Genomic DNA, 19,279 nt, shown 5'->3' with positions numbered 1-19,279 from the left:
CTCACCGTACGCGACGGGACGATTTCACCCGCGGCCGATAAGTTCGACCGGAGTACGGTAGAGCTCGTTACTGTCTCCGTCGGTGACACGCACGGCACATCCCGAGGAACACAGCTCGGGACGAACGATGCAAAGCTCGCTCGCGAGGCTTTCAGCTTTGTCGATCGCGTTTTCCGTGTTTTCGAGATACATGCCGCCCTGGTTTTTGAACTCCGCGCCGATGACGAGATCAAAATTGAAGTATGGCATTGGTGCCCCCTGCCAAATTCCAGCTACGGGAATCTAACCTGAGTCTGGTGAGTTCCCTCATTTCAATTCTGCTTTTGACATCTGATTGTGGTCGTCTGTTGCGCTTCGGTACCGCGACCGCACCATCGCGTGCACACCACTCGACAAGACGCCTGCCGGTCGCCATTGAATGAAAGAGCGGCCCTTTGACCGCGAACGACCAGAAGTTCGCAGCCTTGGCCGGCCTCGCACGCGCCGACAGCTTTCTGCCTTCGGCACGTCGCGAAAATCATTGAAGGTCTGGAACTCGGTGTTGCGGCGGAGACACGTCGTGTCGGTAAATTGCGGCCGCTCGCACCACATTTATTGCAGTTCCGCGCGCGGACGCTACGGTCGCCCGGCGAAGCACTTCGCAGCCCTTCGAGGAGCGCAATGAAGCCATATCGCGGCGACACCGGATTTGACCGCTGGTCCTCCATTCTCGGCCAAGCATCGTGGCGTCGACTGCATGCGATGGCGATCGCGGTCTTGCTGCTCCTGGCGATCGGCGCAAGCCCCGCACAGGCGAGGAGTTCCGCGTCGGCAGCTTCGACTGCCCATGTCTATCTGCTCCGCGGCGTGCTCAATATTTTCTCTCTGGGGCTCGATGACATTGCGGCACAACTGCGGGCGCAGGGCATCCCGGTCACTGTCGCGAACTTTGCCTCCTGGTCGTCGCTGGCCGACGAAGCCGCCGCCGGATACAATAGTGGCAGGATCAAGACCATCATTCTGGTCGGGCATTCCTCGGGCGCGACCGCGCTGCCCGATATGGTCGCCAAGCTGAGTCAGCTTGGCGTTCCCGTGAAGCTCGCGATCGGCCTGGATTCGGTGTTTCGCACCAGCCTCTCGGGACGCGTGGGACGCTATATAAACTTCTATATCGCCAACGGCGCCGGCACGCCGGTTGCGAAAACCGGCCGATTCCAAGGCAAGCTCGAGAATGTGAACGTGCAGAACGTGCCCGGCGTCGGGCACATGTCCATCGAAAAGAACCAGATCATGCAGCGGAAGGTGATAAGCGAGATCGACGCTGTCGTCTTCGGCCGATCTGTACCAGCTCCGGGGGCGCAGAGACCGCGGCAGCCCGAAGCGGCAAACGCGACGAGATCAGGCACGGCAAGCGCCGCGGCGGTACGTTAGTAGTCCGGTTCAGTAGCTCGGTTCGCTCGGTTCAGGTGGCTGCGCCAAGCGACGAGCGCCGCAAATTCTGCCAATTCCTCGACGATAGATCACCCGCAGGGCGCCGGGTGGCGTGGCCCGCCGGCATTCATGGTCCGGTGCGCCTTTACGCCTAAATCGCGAGCGGAATATACATGAGAAGTCCGACGCTGGTTGCAGCCGTGGTGATCCGCGCAGCCCTTTCCGTCTGCATCTTGTCGGCCGTTTGCAATCCGGCGGTCGCCGGTCCGGTCGCACGCACCACCAATGCTGTCGCAGCCGTCGCTCCCGACACGCCGCCAGCCGCGACCCAGCCGCAGGCGCGCGTCTATTTGTTCCGCGGCGCGCTCGGCCCGATCTTTTCGCGCGGGATGGACCGCCTGACCAACCGTCTCCAGGAAGCCGGTATCCGGGCTGACGTCTACGAATTCACGATTTGCCGGCTGATTGCGGATCAGGCGATCCGCGATTTCCGGGACGATCCTGCTCCGATCGTCCTGATCGGTCATTCGATGGGCGGACTGTGCGCCTTGACGTTCGCCGGGATACTGAAGTCCGAAAACATACAGGTAAGCCTGGTGGTCACCATTGATCCGGCTCAGGCAAGCCCGAAGGTGCCGCTGAACGTCGAGCGTTACATCAACATTTTCCTGTCCGACAGCATATTGGGCGGCGGCGATGTGGTGGCGGAGCAGGGTTACCAGGGTCACTACGCGAGCTTCGATTTGAAGCAGCACGGGGAAGTCACCCACATCAACATCGACAAGATGGATTCCATCCACGAGCAACTGGTGACGGCAATTGCCCAACTTGCGACGACGGCTTTGCCGGCCAAGGGAGAGGCGGTGCCGCTGCGCTACGTCGTTCCTTCCGATGCCCCGCTGGAGCTGTGGGACAGCGGCACGCAGCAACTCGCCCGTTCGGGCGATACCTTGCAGAGGCTTGCGGCACTGAACCATGTACCGCTGTGGTCACTTACCCAGGCCAATCAGTATTCCGACAGTGCACCGCTGTCAGTTGGCCAACGCGTCCTGGTTCCGCGCCGTCTTGCTCCGCCTGTCGCAACATCGGCGGCGTCGCGACGGAGACGGTAGGTGCAGAGCAACGTCAGGTGCGCGGCAGGAACGGAATCAGCATCGGGACGCGACGGCAATACGATCCGTAGGCATCCGCACCGAGTTCCGCCGTGAGGAAGCCCTCCTCCATGCGGGCCTTCAACCCCATCCCGAGTGAGATCAGCGCCGCCCCCAGCATCGCGGTCACCGTTCCGACCGCTATACCCGTCACCAGCATCCCGGCGATAAGCCCGGTATAGATCGGGTGGCGCACCATCCCGTAGGGGCCGGTGTCAATGACCTGATGGCCTTCCTTGTGCGTGATCGCGTTCGACCAGAACCGTCCGAGATGAATTCTCCCCCACCATGTGAATGAGATCCCCGCAAGGACAAGGCACGCCAGCACGTAGACGCCAAGGCTGCCAAACTGCCAGAGCGGCTGTTCCCCCAGGACCTTGCCAGTCAATGGCAGGAAAAGAATGGCCCCTGCGAGAATCGGGAGACGGTATTTGAGCGAGTCCCAGGTCATCACGTGTTTCTTCGTTTGACCGGACCAGAACGACGCCAAAACCCAGCTAATAACCCACAAAATCCAGATGATGGCGAGCAACTGCGTGGGCCAGGCAGTGGTCCAGCCACTCAAGGCGAAGGCAAGCCATTGACCAGGATCGTTCGGCATATCGCGGACCATCTTAAGCGATTGGATCAACCGCCGAACAGGCGCTCGACGTGAAACGAGTGCTCGGCGTCGAGTCCCATTCAGGCTGGTTGTGGCCGACATCAAGCAGATGCGCAATGGTTTCACGCAATACGGGTTCGACGGAACCCGGCGCATAGCCCAACTCTCGTTGGGCTTTTTCGATCGACAACGCCCCCGCCCGCAATGCGATACGAACGCCTTCGGCCGTACCGGACGGAGGCCGGCGCGTCACATGATCGGCGATGAACTCCAGCGTTGCAGTGACCATTTCGGCGATCTTGCCGTTCACTTGAATGCACCGGATGCGACGGCCGCTGACATCAGCCATGAGTTCGAGAACCCGTCTTAGCGGCATGCTTTCGCCACCGAGAACGTAGCGATGTCCAGCGTGTCCGCGCTCCATGGCAAGGATCAGCCCTTCGGCGGCGTCGCGCACGTCGACGAGGTTCACGACAAAATCAAGGTGCAATTGAAGACGTCGGCTGAGAAAATACCGGAGCATCGCCGTCGGCGGGGTAACGTTGTGGTCATAAGGCCCAACGGGCATGGTAGGACAGCCGACAACCACCGGGTATCCGGACGCGGCCGCCTGCATAGCGAACCGGTCGGCGAGCATTTTCGAGCGCGTATATGGACCCGGCATGTCGTCCGGCAGGAGCGCATCGTCAGCGACAGGAACCGTCGATGGCGAGGCACGGAACAGAATGGATTCCGTCGAGCAGTGCAGGAAGCGCTTTATGCCGCGCTTGCGCGCCGTCTCAATCACGATCTCGGTGCCGCCGAAATTGACGGTGTGAAAATCGGCCTTCCGCGGCAGCCACATCCCCGGCAGGCCGGCCAGGTGGTAGACCTCGTCGACCCCGTCCATCGCGCGGTCAACCAGGTCGCGATCAAGTACCGATCCCCTGACATACTGAACCTGCTGCAAGGCGCGAGGGGATGGCTGAAGATCGAGCACCCTCACCTGCCGACCTCGCGCAATCAGCGCCGAGACGAGGTGCTTTCCGATGAATCCATTGCCGCCTGTGACCAGTATGCGCGTCATGCTACGGGTGCACTCGAGCTGAACTATTCGAGATCAAGATGCAGCGCCTTGCGGATGCACTTGGATGATGATGGCGAGATCGCGCCGAAAGCCCAGCGCGATAAACAGCTTTGCCATGACGAACATTGGGCCCAGCAACAGGTGACTAGGATTGTCGACCAGCGCCGGCTGCCGTCGCTCGAACACGCGGTGCCCAACGACCTGCGATGCGACGCCGACAACAATGAGGATGGCCGTAAGTGACCACATGCCGGCAGTCGTCGTGTGACCAACGATCGCGGCGGCGGCTGAGAGCAACACGATTGCGGCCCCAAGGATTGCGGCGCCAAGCGCGAAGTCGAGCAGGAACCAGTAGATGAGCACCGGTATGACAGCGATGGCCGCCGCGCTGGTTTGGAACCCGAATATGGTGATGGACCACAAGCTGAGCGGAAGGATAGCGGCCAGGAACAAGAACACGATGCCGAACACATGCATTGCGCAGTTCCAGGGGTCACGATGATATTCAACGTAATCCGCAAGCTGCCGCCGAAAATATGAACTCATGCGGTGCTTATCCCCCTGCTGTCGGCAGACGCGGCCAGACGAGCCAACCACAACCCGGCTGCACCTGCTTCGATGCCCTAACTTCCATCAGAGACAGAATGGTAGTTAAACTAGGAAATCATCATCAAGTCAAAACGCGGACGCGACACGTTTGACACTCCCTCGATCAGGCTGCCAACGTTGACAAATCATGCAGTAATTCAGACGATTAGCATCGTGCAGGTCTTGGGAACCGCCGCGCGTAGCGATAATTTTCCCCGCAGGTGTTGCCGTTAAGCCAACCTGTCACGATCGTTTCGTGAGCCCTTTACCCCACGACGCTAAGCGCCCGCGCAATCGCGCGCCTACTCCGGCGACACCTGAGTCTGCCGCCAGGCGGCAGGCGGCGTCCCTACGGTTCTGCGAAACGCACGATTGAAGGCGGCTTCGGAATCGTAGCCGACTGCCTCTGCCACGCGTGCGATCGGATCGCTTCCAGATGCGAGCAGACCGGCAGCGAGTTGCATGCGCCAGCGCGTCAGATACTGCATCGGCGGTTGCCCGATCAGGTGGGTGAACCGTTGCGCGAATGTCGATCGCGACAGTCCCACGGTCTTCGCGAGCTCATCCAATGTCCAATCCGCCGCTGGCTCGCCGTGCAAGAGATTAAGCGCTTGACCGACGTGTCGATCGGCCAAGCCGGCAAACCAGCCGGTCTGTTCGGGGCCAAGCGCTTCGATATGGCATCTGATCGCTTCGACAAAGAGCAGTTCGCCCAGCCGGGCCAGCACGCCCTCCCCGCCGGTCCGGCGCCCCTCCGATTCAACCCGTGCGGCATTGATCAGGTAACCAAGTCCCGAATTCTCCCGATACGAACTTCCGCGCAGATGAAGGACGGCAGGCAACGACTCCAGGAGTGGATTGAAAGGACGCGCGTCGCAGCCGAGAAATCCGCACAGGATGCGCGCATCGGCGGGTCCGTTGTCACCGAGGCGGATCTTGTGGGGAAGCTGATCGACCACCGGCCGATGATAGTAACTCAGGTCAGGGACCGCCTGCATGCCCGGCGCACTGGAAAGCACATGCGCTGCACCTTGCGGAAACGCGATGATGTCACCCGCGTCGAGCCGTACGGATGGCTGATCGATCAGCCCGCCCCAGCAACAACCATCGACAACGACGTGATACTCGATCACGTGCTGCGCCCCCGGCAACACGGCTGAAGCGCAGGCGGACGATGCCGGCGCCGCGGCCACCCATGGTGCGCGGACGTCGAGATGGAAGAACATCGCACTGCAAAGTCGTACGGCGCGCAACACATCGGACAGGGCATCCGCCCCCATAGTCGCACTCCAATCGGACGATCGGTCACGCTTCTCGGACGAACGGCAAAAATAGGAAGGATTCAGACGCTCAGTCAAGCCATCCGGCAGTCTGGTCATTTGCCGCACCCCCGCGAGGACCTATGTCCCATCCGCGCCAAAGGAGGCAGCAATGAACATATTGGTCAGAGAATTAAACGAGCAGAAGCTGGAAGTATTTGTTACGCGGATATTGGACGATCTCGGCGCCGCCATGATCGCACCGCTGGTGCGCATTGGTGACGAACTCGGACTGTACAGCGCACTCGCTGCGTCGGGACCGGTGACGCCGGAAGAACTGGCGCGCCGGACCGCAACAGTCGAGCGCCTGGTGCGCGAATGGCTCAGCGCCCACGCCGCCGCCGGTTATCTGGACTATGACGCAACGACCAAGCGCTTCTCCATGAATCCCGAACAGGCCATGGTGTTCGGCAATCCTGACAGCCCCGTCTATATGCTGGGCTCGTTCGAGGTTTGCCAGGCGGTGATGGTTGACCAGCCCAAGGTGAGCAGAGCGTTCCGCAACGGCGGTGCCGCCGGTTATCACGGGCGATGCAACTGCCTGTTCAGCGGAATGGCGCGCTTCTTCGGCGTGAGCTACAAGGCCCATCTGGTGCAGGAATGGCTTCCCGCATTGGACGGCGTGGTCGAAAAGCTCGAGCGCGGCGCGCGGGTCGCGGATATCGGCTGCGGCCATGGCATCTCGACCATTCTGATGGCGAAAGCTTTCGAACAATCGAGATTTCTCGGTGTCGACAACCACGAGGATTCCATCGCCTGCGCCCGCGACGCCGCGAAACGCGACGGCGTAGCAGCCAGGACGGAATTTGATGTCGCCACGGCCAAGAATTTTGTTGGCGGCAATTTCGACCTGATCTGTTGCTTCGACGCGCTGCACGACCTTGGTGATCCCGTCGGCGCGGCGAGCCGCATCCTGCAGGCTCTCGCCCCCGACGGCACGTTCATGGCCGTGGAGCCGCTTGCTGGAGATAGGCTGGAGGACAATATCAATCCGGTCGGCCGGCTCTATTATGCCGGCTCCACCATGATCTGCACGCCGGTTTCCCTGGCTCAGGAGGTAGGGCTCGCCCTCGGCGGGCAGGCTGGACCGGCCCGGCTGGAGGCGGTGCTGCGCGAAGCCGGATTTAGCCGTGTCCGGATCGCAGCCGAGACGCCCTTCAACATCGTGCTCGAAGCGCGGCGATAAAGCCGACCATATTGTTGCTTCTTACGCCACCGGGAGCACTGCTCTCCGGTGGCAAGGGTGCCCAATCATGACGCAGGCGTTAGAGGCAAAACAAGGCAATCGGGAGGTCTACCAGGCCGGCTGGATCCTCGATCATTGGGTCGCTGCTTTCCTCGCTGCGGTAGCGCGCGCCATACGTCGTCGACGCGCAAAACATCGCGCCGCGATGCAGGCCGCGATATCTACTGCATCTGGCCCGGCGCGATCAGTGAGAAGATCGGATTGAAGCCTCAAGAAGGGCGCAGACGTCAGCGTTCGCAGATGGTCCGCGTCGCGCCGAAAGCCGGCGTGACCAGAATTAGTTAGGTCCCTGCCCTACGCCCCGATAACGACAAGCTGCCGTTCGGAATCAGGAATGACCCTCGTTCCGAACTGCTGACATCTCCCATCCAGCGTCTGCTGGATCCATTCGATGTCCTGCCGCGCTGGAATAGAGAGACGAAAGTTCTTGATCTGCAGGGGAACCAGTTTGAGCGCATGGAGGCTTCCGCTGGCCGGATCCAGGTCGGCGAAATACATCAAGGCAAGGTCATCACGGTAGCGCTCGTAACCACTGATGCCTTCATAGTCATTCAGGAAATCACCGCAGCCATAGAGAATGAGGCGGTCTCGATAAATTTCGATCGCTCGCGGATGATGCGAAGAATGCCCGTGAACGATCGACACGCCTGCCTTGTCGATGAGGGCCCGGGCCAGCACTTTCTGCTCGGGGGGAATGTGATATCCCCAATTGGATCCCCAATGGATTGAAACGACGACGAGATCGCCCGGCCTCCTGAGCGCCATGACCTGGTCGGCGACATCAGACGCACTCGCCTCGGACAAGTCAGGCAGCAAGTTGACGCCTGGAGCGTCTGATGTCGCAGCCCATTCGAGCGGGATGCCGCTCGATGTCGATCCAAACGAAAAGATCAAGAGCCGCGCTTTGCCAAGATTCAGCACCGCGGGTGCGCGCGCTTCATGCTCGTTGCGTCCTGCGCCCGTCGCCTTGACGTTGAGTTTCTGCAGGGTAGTCAGCGTCTCCAGCAAGCCGGCGCGGCCCCAATCGAGCACATGGTTGTTGGCCAGTACGCAGCAGTTGATCTCGGCCGCCGCGAGGCATTCTGCATTCTCGGGGCTCATGCGGTAGTTGATGCCCTTGTTCATGCGGTCGTTGCTGCGGGTTACTGCCGTTTCGAGATTGATGATCCGTGCGTCCGGCTGCATGCGCTCCAACTGGCCCAGCGCAGCGCCCCAAACGTAGGACGGCCCGTTTTGCCGCGGAATGGGCCCGTTCGCCTGCTCGGCGAGCCGCACGTACCCCTCCGCCGATCGCATGTAATGTTCGTAAATCTCGGGGCTGCAAGGGTGCGCCAACACCTGGTCGATGCCGCGGCCGCACATGACATCTCCGCAGAGAAAGAGCCGCACCAATTTCCGATGCCCAGCCGGCAAATGTCTTTCCTCGAGCATGAAAATACCGCTCAGGTTTTTGCGTCAGTTGCGGGATCCCCGAACGCCGTCATCACCTCGGCCAGCATCCGCTCCTCCTCTCCCGCATAGCGCGGAGAGAAGTGAAACGGCTCGACACGGCGCACATTGGCTTCCCGCGCAATTTCTCCGGCAGCCGTCGTTGTAAGATGGCCCCGGTCCCTCGCCAAGGCGGCATCTGTGCCTGCGAATGCCGCCTCAATGAAGAGGATGTCCGCATTCCGAACGAGCGCCACGATGGCAGCGCGATTGGCTGGCGTATCGACAACATCGGTAACATAGGCAATTTTCTGGCCGGCAGTGACAGTCAGGAGGTCACGCAGGTTGCCGAGCGGTTCGAGGTGACCATCCGAAGCTGCCGCCCCATCGATCCGTATCAGATGATCGTCCGGCCGGCCTTCCACAACCGCCTGCTTGAGCCCCTGCAACCACGGGCCGACCGGAAGCCCGCGCTCGGATAGTCGGTTCTTCCAGATGTTGACATGGGCCGCTTCCTGCAGGGCGAAGCCGAGGCAGGGCGTGCCATGCTCGAGGATGGCGGCTGAGACGCGGCAAGTCCGCTCGTCGCATAGGACGCCGTCAAGAATTGTCTTCGACACCGGCGGTTCGGCGGCAAATGCCCTCTTCAACCGGAATTGCCTGGTCGAGATGGAGTTCGGCGTCGCGAGTTCGCTGACAACGAAGACAAGATCGGCGCCGTAGCTCTCGACCAGATTCCATCGATAGGCCTGAAGCTTGTGAAAGACGCGCTCGGCAAAGCCGGCCGGACCGTAAAGACGTACAGTTTTTTCCTGTCCTACGAGCAAACGGAGCAGATGATCGAAGCCAACGAAATGATCGATATGCGCATGCGAGACGAAGATCTGATCGACGCGCCGTATCTTCCGCGGTGACAGTGAAGCGATTTCCCCGAGATCGAACAGCACACTGCGCGTTTTGAACAGTGTCTCCACATAGACCGTCGGGTCGCCGTAGCGACCGTTGACCAGGCTCGGATGGAAGATCGGTCGCATGACAAACTATGCAGCCGGTTTTTCACGCGGCGTGTGCGTCACTCTACCTTCACTGGCCAAGGACCCCTCCTCGTTTACCAGGTTGATTTTGGTCAATGCTCCATGAACTTAAGCAGACTTTTGAACTCCGCACCGGCTAGATCGAACGACGGCGCTGCAATCTCATCACACTCGTTCTACGACGCGACGCGCGCGAATCGCGCCGCAATCGGTGCCATAGACATTCGTGCAATGATGGTGAACACGCATTCAAGAAAGTTTCCCGGTGTTCCCTGCAACAGGCCAAGGCGGCATTCGTTTTTCCTCGGGCAACATCGAATGGAGAGGAACAATGAGGAAATTCCTTTACGTGCTGGCTGCGTTGGCGACCGTCGCCATCGCTGCGCCCACGGCAGCAAGCGCAGGCGGATTCGGCGTCTATGTGGGCGGCGATCGCGACTATTACGGCCACCGCTATTACGATGGTCCCCGCTTCGGCTTCTACGAACGCGATCGCGGCTTGCGTCGCGGATGGTATCACCGCAACTACAATTATGGCGACCGAGACGTCGTCATCCGGCGTCACTACTGGGACGACTAGAAAAGACGCTGACGCGTGAAAATGGCCCCTTCAAGGGGCCATTTTTTGTCGGTGCGAGCCGGGTGCCCGCCGTAGAGCGCGATGACATTCCTCGAACTGTCATCGCGATCCAGCTTTTTGTTTCATGCCTTAATTCGTGATCTTGTACCCCGTCTCCTTCACGATCGGCTGCCAGAAGGCGGTGTTGGCAGCGAGCTCCTTCGTCAGGCCTTCGGGCGTCGAGCCGACCGGGATCAGGCCGATGGCCGAGAGCTTTTGCTTGACCTCCGGCTTGGCGAGCGCGGTGGCGACCGCCTCGCTCAGCTTTTTCGCAAGGTCCGGCGAGGCGCCTGCCGGCAGCCACATGCCGTACCAGGCATCCGCCACCAGATCGACGCCGCTCTCTCTCAGCGTCGGCGCGTCGGGCAGGAACGGCGAGCGCTGCGCGCTGCCGACCGCAAGAATCCGGACGTTGCCCGCGCGATGCTGAGGGATGGCATCGGTCAAGGTGGAAATCGCGAACGGCATGTGTCCGCCGACGAGATCGTTGATGATCGGCGCGCTGCCGCGATAGGCCACACGGGTCAGCTTGACGCCCAGCGCCTGCTCGAGCCGCGAGCCGGTAAAATGCGGAATGGTGCCGTTGCTCGGCACGCCGAACGTGGCCTGATCCGGATTGGCTTTCAGCCAGGCGACGAATTGCTTGAAATCCTTGACCTCGACCGGCACGGCCGTGCCGACGAAGACACAGAATTCGAACCGCACGAGCTGGCTGACCGGAACGAAATCCTTTGCCGCGTCGAAGCTCGGCGTGGTCTCGACCATCGGCAGCAGATACATCGTCGGCCCCGTGGTGACGAGCACGGTCGTGCCGTCGGGATTGGCCCCCTTCACCGCCTTGATGCCGATCAGCCCGTCGCCGCCGGTTCGGTTCTCGACGATGATGTTGCGATCGAGCAATGGGCTGATGTGCTGCGCCAGCAGCCGGCAAAGTGCATCCCCGCCGCCGCCGGCCGCAAACGGGAAGATGATCTTGGTCAGCGGCCCAGCCTGCGCGAATGCCTTACCTGTCATCGCCGCCAGCGAACATGCGGCGCTTCCGGCCAGAAAATCTCGGCGGTTCATTCTATTTCCTCCAAACATTTTATAATTGTTCACCAATCCCTGACGTTGAGGCGATCCCGCATCAGGCCAGCACCGTTTCGACCACCGTCATGATGCCGATCGCGACGGTGGCAAGGCCGACCGCCCCTTGCAAGCCGCGATTGGCCCAGGTGAGCCAGCGGGCGGAGACCGCAAGCGGCACCGCGATCGCCGTCGACAGCGCGCCCATGCCGATCATCGAGCCTATGCCGAACAGCGCGATATAGCCGAGCCCGACCGCCGGGCTGGAAGCCTGCGTGACCGCGAGCACCAGAAGCGCGGCCGAGCCCGCCATGCCGTGCATCAGGCCGACCAGCAGGGTCCGCCAGCGAAAGCCATGTTCGTGGATGTGAGCGGCGCGGGCATGCGGCGCGGTTTCGCCGGCATGGCTATGGGCATGGAAATGCACCGTGCCGTCGCCATGACCGTGTCGATGGAAGTGCACCCGGTCGCGCCACAGCCGCCACAGCACGTGCGCCCCAAGGCCGACCAACATCAGGCCGACCACGGTCTCGAGCGGCTGGGCAACGCCGTCCGGGATCGCGCGGCCAAGCAGCATGGCGGCGCCGGCAAAGGCGAACAAGGTAAGCGTATGGCCGAGCCCCCAGGTCAGACCGTGCTTGACGATATCGGCCACATGGCTGCGGCGCGCGGCGATGCTGGAGACGGCGGCGATATGATCGGCTTCGAGCGCATGCTGCATGCCCAGCAAAAACCCCAGCCCCAGAATTCCGAACATACGCCCCCTGCTCGCTGCACGTGTTGAAGCTCAGCACAAAGGTGAACTTCCGATTTTGGATTGACGCGTTTTCTTCACGCGAACCGGTCCCCACCCACGGATCGCGTCTGAGGGCATGCTTCGCTTGCGCTATGAAATACCACTTCCAAGCCTTTGTCAGGTAAAGACTTCATCGAGCGGCTCCTCATCGACCCCCAAAGAGCGGCGGTCGCGATCATGCCTATCGGGATCGCACCTGGAGGGGCAGCTACAACCGCTACGACAGCGGCTTCTGGCCGGGCGATGTCGCGGCCGGCGTAGTCGGCGGGACGGTCGGCACCGCCGCAACCATCGCGACCGCCCCAATAGCCGCCGCCAGGGCCCCGATCGGCGGCGACGAATACGCCCGGCGCAATGGCTTTGTCTGCACCCCCGACACTTGGTTCCGCGGCGATGACGGCCGCAGGCACATCTGCCAGTAAGGCCAGCCGAATCGAGCACACTCAAGGCGCCCCCGGTAGGCCGCCTTTTCGATGCGCGGGACGGTGGCGCAGGGAACGCCGAGGTTCTGGCCCTTTGCCGGCAAGTCTGGTATTCGAGCCGCGAAATCGGGAGGCGATGAGAATATTCACGCTCGCCTATCGCTTCAAATTCGCCGGCTTAGCTCAGCGGTAGAGCAGCGGTTTTGTAAACCGAAGGTCGGGGGTTCAATCCCCTCAGCCGGCACCACAATCCAACCCTTCGGATGCAAGCTCGCCGAATACCGTTCGCCATGCGAGCGCAGGCTTTTCAGAATCTCGTTGAACCGGGAATTGCCGATCGTGCGGCACGCTCTCGGAACACAAAGAACGGTTGCCCGAAAAGTAAAAACCTCCGGCAGGGCATTGCCGGAGGTTTCGGAGGTTTACGTCTCGTTCGAGACCAAGAGGCGGCCAAGGAATTAGCTGGCTACCTTGAGGGCACATTAGATTAGGTAATTACATGAGTAAATCATATTTTTTCGTTTTTTGAAGCCTTCAAGCATTTGTTAGATCGCCCGTCCCCTTTCTCGGGCGCTCCTTCCGAGCGCGATCGATTCCTGACTGCGACTTACGAAGGCGTGCAAGCATCAATGAAAAACCCCCGGCAGTTGCCTGCCGGGGGTTCTCCTAGTGTTTCAAGTCTTTCGGGATCAGAAGTTGCGCTGAGCGCGAACGTTCAGGAACACAGTGCTCTGGTCCTTGAACTCGTAGACGGTGGTCGGCTTGGGAGCCGTGGCGGCCAGGACGGCAGCACCGGTCATCTTCTGGTCGAGGAAGAACGCACCAACTTCAGCCGAGAACGTCAGGTTCTTGACGGGAGTCCAGCGGGTGGTCAGACCAACCTGGGCAAAGTTGAAGTCCGGGTTGCAGGAGTAGTCTCCAGACACGGCCTTGCCCGCGGTGTAGACGGCGCACCAGGCGCCCTTCGCTGAGGTGATGTCCAGGGCGTTGCCGCCGTAGCGCACCGAACCGTAGCTGCCCCAGAGGCTGGTCGACCAGTAGGGATCCCAGTTGTGGTTGAACGCACCACGGATACCCCAGGCATCCACCAGCTTGATGCCGTCGGTGAAGCCGGGCAGGTAGACCCCGTCAGTGGTCTGGCCGAAGCCGACGCTCTGATAGGCACCCAAACCGCTGTCACCGAACATCACGAAGCTCGGCGAAGAACCGCTCGTGGAGACCACCGACTTGGTGGAGCCCTTGGCGTAGGTGGCGTCGATCTTGATGTCGTCGCCCGCACCGGTCGGCAGGTTCTTGATCTGCAACGCCGCCGTCACCGCGCCGCCCCACTTGTCTTCGGGGTGACCGGAGATTTCCGACAGAGCGGTCGGAACGCCGCCGGCGCCGAGGACATTGTAGGAAGCGTTCACGAGGTGCGCCTTACCTGCGATCTGGAACAGACCCCAGGCCTGGTCGACGCGGATGTTGCCGACGATGTCGGGAGCGTGCGTTCCACCGTAGGCGTTGGAGCCGGCCGTAGCGAAGCCTGCGCCAGTGCTGAGGTTCAGCACCGAGGTGCGGCCGAACACGGTCGGATCATCGAGGCCGATGCTGGCCGACACGCCGTTGCCGAACTGAGCGGTGTACTGGATGTTGTTGACGCCGGTGACGTAGTCCGGACCGCCCATCAAGAACGAGTTGTTGTTGCCCGGATAGCCGTTCCAGGGCGTCGCGTAGGCCGAAGCCGACTTACCGAAGGTGAAACCAGCGAACTGGATGAACACCATTTCAACGGCGACATAGCCGCCGCCCGCGGTGGAGAGCCGGTTCGCATCGAAGGTAGCAAGTGCTGCCGGGTTGCTGGTGCTTCCACCGAAGTTGTTGAACTGGAAGTCGGCCTGACCGAAGGTGCGGACGACGCCGTATTCGGTGGCGGTGCGGGTATCAACCGTCAGCGCCATACGGGAGCGGGACGCGAAGTAATCGCGATAACGATTGCCCTGGCCCAGATCGCCCGACCAGGCCGGTCCACCGTAGACGTTGCCGTTGAACGTGGTATCGATACGAACGTAGCCACCCAGCTTGATGCAGGTGTCGGTGCCCGGGATATACCAGAAACCCGCGCCATACAGGGAGCAGATCCTGACGTACTCGACCGCTTTGGCCTTGACGGGAAGATCGGCAGCCTGCGCCCCGCTCATGGCGATCAGACCCGCCGCTGAGCCGAGAACAAGGCTCTTGATCATATTCATGTTAAACCTCCAAGTTGCTCTGCAGAACAAGGGCGGACCTCTGAATGATCCCCCAGAGGACGGTCCGCCCTCGCCCTTGAAAACCGCTCAGTCTTTCGCGTCTTCGGACACACCCGCATAAACGCGAGGGACTTAAGCGAACCACCAAAACGGAACGATCGAGGACCCCCTGACCGTCTTCAGAACTATGCATGCGCAATTTACTTAATCAAAATACTTTATGAACTCAGCTATATCTATCCCGACCGACTGTGTCGCTGTGGCAACACCACCGTACACGCGGCTGTCGTGTGCACAGACCCACCTTAACGCTCCCCAATTGGATGAATTTGTTATTAAATCAGCTAAGCTGCTTCGTGCAGACTTGAAACAAGGAGCGCCATGGGACAGGAACCCCGCAAGGGATCGGACTCGTCGAGCCGCGCCAAACGCGGAGAGTCGCATGAGCTCGGGGGCAAGAATCACGACATCGCCCGGCAATTCGCCTGGGAGATCGCCGCCATCAACGTGCATCTCCAGGAGATTCGTTATTACTGGGCAAAGGCCCTCGGCGTCAGCGGGCCGCAATGGATGATCCTGATGGCTCTGGCCGATCTGGATCAGGGAGAGGGCGTACCTGTGAAGGTCGTGTCAAAGATGCTCCACGTTGACCCGTCCTTCGTCACCACTCAGTCCAAAATGCTCGAGAAAAAGGGCTTCATGCGCCGAAAGACCTCAGGGGATGACGCCCGAGTCGTGCAGATGTCATTGACGGACAAGACCTACAAGCACATCGCAGGTTTGGCGTCCCAGCAGGAGGCGCTCAATAACTTCATCTTTGCCGAATTCAGCGATCGCGAACTCGTCGACTTCACTGCAAAGCTCGCGGCACTGAAGAATCGCCTCGAGAAGGCCTGCCTGAAGGTTGCGATGGACATGTGACTATTTGCGGTGGCGTCAGGCCGGCACCGGGCCGAGGCGATCGGCAAGCCAGTCGAAGATGAACTCGTTGGCCAGCGTCGGATTGTCATGGTGGCCTTGCGCAGCGGCCGTTTCCGAGCTTTCGAAAATCTTCAGTGAAATATCGGGATGATAGGACTTAAGCCGTTCGAACAGATCGGTAACAACGCTGCTTTTCAGCCAGCCTTGTCCGCCCACGGTGATCAGAACCGGGCAATGGAATCTTCGGCCGGGCCAACCACCTGCAATTCCCTGGCTTGCGGCGCCATCCCGCGAGAGGCGATTCATCAAGAAGGCGTGCTCGTGCATATCCCAGATTCCGCCGTCACAAACCACCGCGGCGAAACGATTGTCGATGGCGACGCCACGCGCCACAAAGGACGACCCTGCCCCATCGCCGAGCATGGCTATGCGGTGTTCGTCGACGTCGTCCCTCGTTGTCAGGTAGTCCATCAGGTGGCCTACCGAGGATTCCAGATCGGGACGGCCGATCACCTTGTCGAATTTGGTGCCGGTGCCCGAACCGAGGAGATCCACGGCCAGTAGCGACATTCCCCGCTCGCGCGCGTAACGTGCCACCTTGAAGAGATATTCTTCCTTCCGGTGGCCGGGATCGCCCATGCACACGACGACAGGCGCTCGACCAGAAGCGGTCACGGCGGGGAGAAAATATCCCTCCAACGCGTGGCCTTCGAGCCATGGAATCTCGACCGCCTCGCCGGCCGGCGTCAAATGCGCGATGTAGCGGCGGGCGCAGGCGCGCATGGCTCCGAGCGCATCCTGCGACTTCTCGTCGGCAGCGTCCAATGCGGATGTTGATGCCTGATAGTAATTGATGGCACGAAGCCAGTTACTTTGTGCGGTCAACACGTGACCGCGCTCGAAGGCAGCGTTGGCGCGCTCTTTATTGAGGTCGGCGATCCTGATCCATTCCCGATACCAGGAGTTGGCGCGATCGCTCGGGTCGATCCGGTTCGCGGTGAGAAAGCATTCGGAAATCATCGAGCCGCCTTCCTGCGCCGCTCCCAGCAGCCTCAGGAATTCGGTCGAGAACTCGTCGCTGTCCTGCCATTGAACTTGGCTTTCCGGACCAAAGTGAATTGTCATATACCGGCGCAGCTTAATTGATTGCGTCAGCTGTCTACTACGGTTTCAATACCGCTGTGAGACAACTTTGCGCGAGCTGAAATGGCACCCGGCCTTCGCGGCCACCACCGCGGTTTCTTTGAGTGGTCCGACCGATACAGCTATGGATGGATTCAAATACCAAACCGTCATACGCCCTCATCGTCGAATGCATGCCTGGTGTCGTCCTCAATCAGGTACTGTCACTCTCTGAATACTTTTCTGCCTTACTAGAGCGTCACACTGCTGCGGGTGTCACACGTCTCTCGCCCTCGTTGGCTGGAACTACCCTTTCCCACTCGCGTTTTCCCGGCATGAGAATTCGCGAAGAAAACTGCAACATGATTCTGCTCGCTGTTGTCACCGTGTTCACCTCGGCGGTTGCAGCCGGCGCAACGCTGCTCGGGCCGGTCGACACGGTCCGGCTCGCCGACCGGACCGCTGTGCGCGTCGAGCGTTCGCCGGCAGCCGACAAGCGGATCATTGACATCAACGACCAGCCGCCGGTGCGCATGATTGGCGCGCCCTTCGTTCCGAACACCAATCCCCGCGAACGCTAGACCCCACTTCGCGCGGCCGCGCTTGCGGGACACAATCACCTGACGCGCGATGTGCAGCTCGGCGGGACGAACTGTCACCGTTTTGTCACCCTGAGCGCAAAAGAGCGGCAGTTATCCCCCACTACCTCCGTGACCGCTTGATTCCACAAAAGCCGTTTGATGGAGTGGGTTGGGCCGAGGTGTCCCATGAAATGGATGAGGGAACGCGATCTCCTGATCGCGCAAACGATGGCGTTTGTTCAATCGGTGACCGGCAAGCCGCCGGAGGCCGAGAAGACGGTCACGGCGTCGATCGCCGTCCTCTCCGTCGAGGCATCCGAACCCGTCCGCGCGGCTGCGCCACTTTCTGACATCCAGGCCCTGCTGGCGGAGACGATGCCTATTGCCCAGGCGCCAAAGGAAGCGTCGAGGGAAATAGCGAGGCTGGCCCCTCTCACGCGTCCTGACCTGCGGGACGACTTCCAGTCCGAAATCAAGGCGCGGGTCGCGAATTTCCGTGCCCATCAGGAGCGATTCAACCGCGAGCGCGAGGCCTATTGCACCGCGACCATGGCAAAGGTGCACGCTGCGCTCCGAGAAGGCGAGCCCCCGGCGCCGCCGGCGAAGTAGACCCCACACATCTTGCTGCGCTCTCCTGCCTCACGCCCCGATGTTCAGAGCCAGGCATAAACCAGCGCCATGTTGGCCGCGCAGGCGACAAGCAGGCAAACGGTCAGCGTGAGTTGGACACGCTCGCAGGAGGTCTGGAGGCTCGTTCTCATGGCCCAAACATCCGGCGATTCTGGCCGAGGAGTCTCGGGGATTCTTTTTTCGGGAATTTACGGCTCGTTAAAGACTCAGAGACTCCACGAAAATGGGCCGAAACGAGCCAATTTGCTCCCGAAACAGCCTGTGGAATAGCCGCATGGCAGCCAAGCCTGAAACCCGGCCCCCGCTGCCGCGTTGACCGTTTTTACCGGAGCTAACAATGCCCTACGCGCTGTTCTCAAATGATGCCAAGCTGAGCAAGGCCTATCCGACCGCGGCCGACGTCTGGAAGATCGCCCGGAAGAGCGGCCTCGTCGTCGATGTCGTCTCCGGGCAAGACAACACGGGCCCCCGTCCGGTGCTGGACCACGACTACGAAATCAGGCCGTGCCAACTCGAGCCGCACGAAGACCCCGCCCGAAACAAGGCCGACGCCGAGCGCGACGCGCAGACCGAATTGCAGTTGGCGTCGTAGGCCGGCCGCAAGCAGCCGGATACACGACAAGCCTCGGCGAGTGGGTCCCATTCGCCGGGACGACATCCAAAATGGACAGTCGGATCCTACGGCGTCGCCGAGACCAGCGATGCCTGTTCCGAAGCATGGGTGACACAGGCCTTGCGCCGCTGCAGTCCCCTGATCGCACCGGTTACCTTGCGCACCTTGCCGGCCCCACACGAGGGATCCTGCACGAAGGCGACTTCATAGGGAGCAAGAATAAGCGGTTCGGATTTCAGGACGGTTTGAGCAAGGCACGGAAACGCCGCTGCGGAAAAGATCAGCCCTAACGCAAAAGCACGCATGTTATGATGTCCAACCAGCCGGCCGAGACCATAATAGCGCATCATGACGAAAAGTTGCTTGCACTGCAAAAAATTTTTTTGACGCGCGCAGGACACATGCGGCGAGGCAGGCAACGCGCGGCCGCCCGGCA

20 protein-coding genes and 1 tRNA gene are annotated in these 19,279 nt (G+C 60.9%); 9 read left to right on the top strand and 12 right to left on the bottom strand.

The window, feature by feature from the left end; translation table 11 throughout:
- Positions 1 to 24: 24 nt before the first annotated feature.
- Positions 25 to 249 (bottom strand): hypothetical protein, encoded by a 225-nt coding sequence (locus LMTR13_RS16465; protein WP_065728777.1) that lies wholly within the window; start codon positions 247 to 249, stop codon positions 25 to 27.
- Positions 250 to 741: 492 nt separating this feature from the next.
- Here LMTR13_RS16465 and LMTR13_RS16460 point away from each other — a divergent pair, with 492 nt between their 5' ends.
- Both LMTR13_RS16460 and LMTR13_RS16455 read left to right on the top strand, forming a co-directional pair.
- Positions 742 to 1,410: a hypothetical protein gene (locus LMTR13_RS16460; RefSeq protein WP_065732740.1), complete on the top strand. Its 669-nt coding sequence runs from the start codon at positions 742 to 744 to the stop codon at positions 1,408 to 1,410.
- A 173-nt stretch (positions 1,411 to 1,583) separates the two neighbouring features.
- Complete coding sequence (locus LMTR13_RS16455) at positions 1,584 to 2,522, top strand: alpha/beta fold hydrolase (protein WP_065728776.1); 939 nt, start codon at positions 1,584 to 1,586, stop codon at positions 2,520 to 2,522.
- A 13-nt stretch (positions 2,523 to 2,535) separates the two neighbouring features.
- Here LMTR13_RS16455 and LMTR13_RS16450 read toward each other — a convergent pair whose 3' ends face one another.
- The 4 genes from LMTR13_RS16450 to LMTR13_RS16435 form a co-directional block, all read right to left on the bottom strand.
- The gene (locus tag LMTR13_RS16450; RefSeq protein WP_065732739.1) at positions 2,536 to 3,162 is read right to left on the bottom strand and encodes a methyltransferase family protein; all 627 of its coding nucleotides are present in this window, start codon (positions 3,160 to 3,162) and stop codon (positions 2,536 to 2,538) included.
- 13 nt (positions 3,163 to 3,175) lie between these two features.
- Entirely contained in the window at positions 3,176 to 4,228 is a 1,053-nt protein-coding gene (locus LMTR13_RS16445) for an NAD-dependent epimerase/dehydratase family protein (RefSeq protein WP_065728775.1), read from the bottom strand.
- A 33-nt stretch (positions 4,229 to 4,261) separates the two neighbouring features.
- Positions 4,262 to 4,705 carry an Mpo1-like protein gene (locus tag LMTR13_RS16440; RefSeq protein WP_236843405.1) on the bottom strand — a complete coding sequence of 148 codons (444 nt, stop codon included), beginning with the start codon at positions 4,703 to 4,705 and terminating at the stop codon, positions 4,262 to 4,264.
- A gap of 413 nt (positions 4,706 to 5,118) precedes the next feature.
- Positions 5,119 to 6,096: an AraC family transcriptional regulator gene (locus LMTR13_RS16435; RefSeq protein ID WP_065728773.1), complete on the bottom strand. Its 978-nt coding sequence runs from the start codon at positions 6,094 to 6,096 to the stop codon at positions 5,119 to 5,121.
- 151 nt (positions 6,097 to 6,247) lie between these two features.
- Here LMTR13_RS16435 and LMTR13_RS16430 point away from each other — a divergent pair, with 151 nt between their 5' ends.
- Positions 6,248 to 7,321, top strand: a complete 1,074-nt coding sequence (locus LMTR13_RS16430) for a class I SAM-dependent methyltransferase (protein ID WP_065728772.1) — start codon at positions 6,248 to 6,250, stop codon at positions 7,319 to 7,321.
- 354 nt (positions 7,322 to 7,675) lie between these two features.
- On the opposite strand, the gene LMTR13_RS16425 is transcribed toward LMTR13_RS16430, so the two are convergent.
- A complete protein-coding gene (locus tag LMTR13_RS16425; RefSeq protein WP_236843404.1) occupies positions 7,676 to 8,743 on the bottom strand; it encodes a CapA family protein in 1,068 nt (355 codons plus the stop codon).
- 80 nt (positions 8,744 to 8,823) lie between these two features.
- Positions 8,824 to 9,843: a ribonuclease Z gene (locus LMTR13_RS16420; protein ID WP_065728770.1), complete on the bottom strand. Its 1,020-nt coding sequence runs from the start codon at positions 9,841 to 9,843 to the stop codon at positions 8,824 to 8,826.
- A gap of 331 nt (positions 9,844 to 10,174) precedes the next feature.
- On the opposite strand from LMTR13_RS16420, the gene LMTR13_RS16415 reads away from it, so the two are divergent.
- On the top strand, positions 10,175 to 10,423 hold the full coding sequence (locus LMTR13_RS16415) for a hypothetical protein (protein WP_065728769.1): 249 nt from the start codon (positions 10,175 to 10,177) through the stop codon (positions 10,421 to 10,423).
- 129 nt (positions 10,424 to 10,552) lie between these two features.
- On the opposite strand, the gene LMTR13_RS16410 is transcribed toward LMTR13_RS16415, so the two are convergent.
- Both LMTR13_RS16410 and LMTR13_RS16405 read right to left on the bottom strand, forming a co-directional pair.
- On the bottom strand, positions 10,553 to 11,527 hold the full coding sequence (locus LMTR13_RS16410) for a Bug family tripartite tricarboxylate transporter substrate binding protein (RefSeq protein ID WP_065728768.1): 975 nt from the start codon (positions 11,525 to 11,527) through the stop codon (positions 10,553 to 10,555).
- Positions 11,528 to 11,588: 61 nt separating this feature from the next.
- Positions 11,589 to 12,284: a HoxN/HupN/NixA family nickel/cobalt transporter gene (locus LMTR13_RS16405; protein ID WP_065728767.1), complete on the bottom strand. Its 696-nt coding sequence runs from the start codon at positions 12,282 to 12,284 to the stop codon at positions 11,589 to 11,591.
- Between the two features lie 633 nt (positions 12,285 to 12,917).
- Between LMTR13_RS16405 and LMTR13_RS16395 the strand changes: the two genes are divergently transcribed.
- Positions 12,918 to 12,992 (top strand) — tRNA-Thr (locus tag LMTR13_RS16395).
- Positions 12,993 to 13,434: 442 nt separating this feature from the next.
- On the opposite strand, the gene LMTR13_RS16390 is transcribed toward LMTR13_RS16395, so the two are convergent.
- Complete coding sequence (locus tag LMTR13_RS16390; RefSeq protein WP_065728765.1) at positions 13,435 to 14,976, bottom strand: porin; 1,542 nt, start codon at positions 14,974 to 14,976, stop codon at positions 13,435 to 13,437.
- A gap of 381 nt (positions 14,977 to 15,357) precedes the next feature.
- Between LMTR13_RS16390 and LMTR13_RS16385 the strand changes: the two genes are divergently transcribed.
- Positions 15,358 to 15,897, top strand: coding sequence for a MarR family winged helix-turn-helix transcriptional regulator (locus LMTR13_RS16385; protein WP_065728764.1), 540 nt, complete (start codon positions 15,358 to 15,360; stop codon positions 15,895 to 15,897).
- A gap of 15 nt (positions 15,898 to 15,912) precedes the next feature.
- Here LMTR13_RS16385 and LMTR13_RS16380 read toward each other — a convergent pair whose 3' ends face one another.
- A complete protein-coding gene (locus tag LMTR13_RS16380; RefSeq protein WP_065728763.1) occupies positions 15,913 to 17,022 on the bottom strand; it encodes an alpha/beta hydrolase in 1,110 nt (369 codons plus the stop codon).
- A gap of 359 nt (positions 17,023 to 17,381) precedes the next feature.
- Here LMTR13_RS16380 and LMTR13_RS16375 point away from each other — a divergent pair, with 359 nt between their 5' ends.
- From LMTR13_RS16375 to LMTR13_RS16365, 3 genes are all read left to right on the top strand, one after another.
- Entirely contained in the window at positions 17,382 to 17,600 is a 219-nt protein-coding gene (locus LMTR13_RS16375) for a hypothetical protein (protein ID WP_236843403.1), read from the top strand.
- A 186-nt stretch (positions 17,601 to 17,786) separates the two neighbouring features.
- Positions 17,787 to 18,209, top strand: coding sequence for a hypothetical protein (locus tag LMTR13_RS16370; RefSeq protein ID WP_065728761.1), 423 nt, complete (start codon positions 17,787 to 17,789; stop codon positions 18,207 to 18,209).
- Between the two features lie 358 nt (positions 18,210 to 18,567).
- The gene (locus LMTR13_RS16365) at positions 18,568 to 18,822 is read left to right on the top strand and encodes a hypothetical protein (protein ID WP_065728760.1); all 255 of its coding nucleotides are present in this window, start codon (positions 18,568 to 18,570) and stop codon (positions 18,820 to 18,822) included.
- A gap of 86 nt (positions 18,823 to 18,908) precedes the next feature.
- Here LMTR13_RS16365 and LMTR13_RS16360 read toward each other — a convergent pair whose 3' ends face one another.
- The gene (locus tag LMTR13_RS16360) at positions 18,909 to 19,262 is read right to left on the bottom strand and encodes a DUF6719 family protein (RefSeq protein WP_236843402.1); all 354 of its coding nucleotides are present in this window, start codon (positions 19,260 to 19,262) and stop codon (positions 18,909 to 18,911) included.
- Positions 19,263 to 19,279 lie beyond the last annotated feature (17 nt).

Origin of the sequence: Bradyrhizobium icense, from assembly GCF_001693385.1 — a bacterium.
Lineage (GTDB): Bacteria > Pseudomonadota > Alphaproteobacteria > Rhizobiales > Xanthobacteraceae > Bradyrhizobium > Bradyrhizobium icense.
Note: the sequence above shows the minus strand (reverse complement) of the source record. Positions and strands in the feature narration are given on the sequence as shown.

Coding starts and splice junctions, on each gene's coding strand:
- LMTR13_RS16370 (WP_065728761.1), top strand. CDS start 17,787: ATGAAATGGATGAGGGAACGCGATCTCCTGATCGCGCAAACGATGGCG.
- LMTR13_RS16410 (WP_065728768.1), bottom strand. CDS start 11,527: ATGAACCGCCGAGATTTTCTGGCCGGAAGCGCCGCATGTTCGCTGGCG.
- LMTR13_RS16460 (WP_065732740.1), top strand. CDS start 742: ATGGCGATCGCGGTCTTGCTGCTCCTGGCGATCGGCGCAAGCCCCGCA.
- LMTR13_RS16425 (WP_236843404.1), bottom strand. CDS start 8,743: ATGTGCGGCCGCGGCATCGACCAGGTGTTGGCGCACCCTTGCAGCCCC.
- LMTR13_RS16405 (WP_065728767.1), bottom strand. CDS start 12,284: ATGTTCGGAATTCTGGGGCTGGGGTTTTTGCTGGGCATGCAGCATGCG.
- LMTR13_RS16465 (WP_065728777.1), bottom strand. CDS start 249: ATGCCATACTTCAATTTTGATCTCGTCATCGGCGCGGAGTTCAAAAAC.
- LMTR13_RS16385 (WP_065728764.1), top strand. CDS start 15,358: ATGGGACAGGAACCCCGCAAGGGATCGGACTCGTCGAGCCGCGCCAAA.
- LMTR13_RS16375 (WP_236843403.1), top strand. CDS start 17,382: ATGATTCTGCTCGCTGTTGTCACCGTGTTCACCTCGGCGGTTGCAGCC.
- LMTR13_RS16440 (WP_236843405.1), bottom strand. CDS start 4,705: ATGCATGTGTTCGGCATCGTGTTCTTGTTCCTGGCCGCTATCCTTCCG.
- LMTR13_RS16445 (WP_065728775.1), bottom strand. CDS start 4,228: ATGACGCGCATACTGGTCACAGGCGGCAATGGATTCATCGGAAAGCAC.
- LMTR13_RS16380 (WP_065728763.1), bottom strand. CDS start 17,022: ATGACAATTCACTTTGGTCCGGAAAGCCAAGTTCAATGGCAGGACAGC.
- LMTR13_RS16455 (WP_065728776.1), top strand. CDS start 1,584: ATGAGAAGTCCGACGCTGGTTGCAGCCGTGGTGATCCGCGCAGCCCTT.
- LMTR13_RS16430 (WP_065728772.1), top strand. CDS start 6,248: ATGAACATATTGGTCAGAGAATTAAACGAGCAGAAGCTGGAAGTATTT.
- LMTR13_RS16450 (WP_065732739.1), bottom strand. CDS start 3,162: ATGCCGAACGATCCTGGTCAATGGCTTGCCTTCGCCTTGAGTGGCTGG.
- LMTR13_RS16415 (WP_065728769.1), top strand. CDS start 10,175: ATGAGGAAATTCCTTTACGTGCTGGCTGCGTTGGCGACCGTCGCCATC.
- LMTR13_RS16390 (WP_065728765.1), bottom strand. CDS start 14,976: ATGAATATGATCAAGAGCCTTGTTCTCGGCTCAGCGGCGGGTCTGATC.
- LMTR13_RS16435 (WP_065728773.1), bottom strand. CDS start 6,096: ATGGGGGCGGATGCCCTGTCCGATGTGTTGCGCGCCGTACGACTTTGC.
- LMTR13_RS16420 (WP_065728770.1), bottom strand. CDS start 9,843: ATGCGACCGATCTTCCATCCGAGCCTGGTCAACGGTCGCTACGGCGAC.
- LMTR13_RS16365 (WP_065728760.1), top strand. CDS start 18,568: ATGCCCTACGCGCTGTTCTCAAATGATGCCAAGCTGAGCAAGGCCTAT.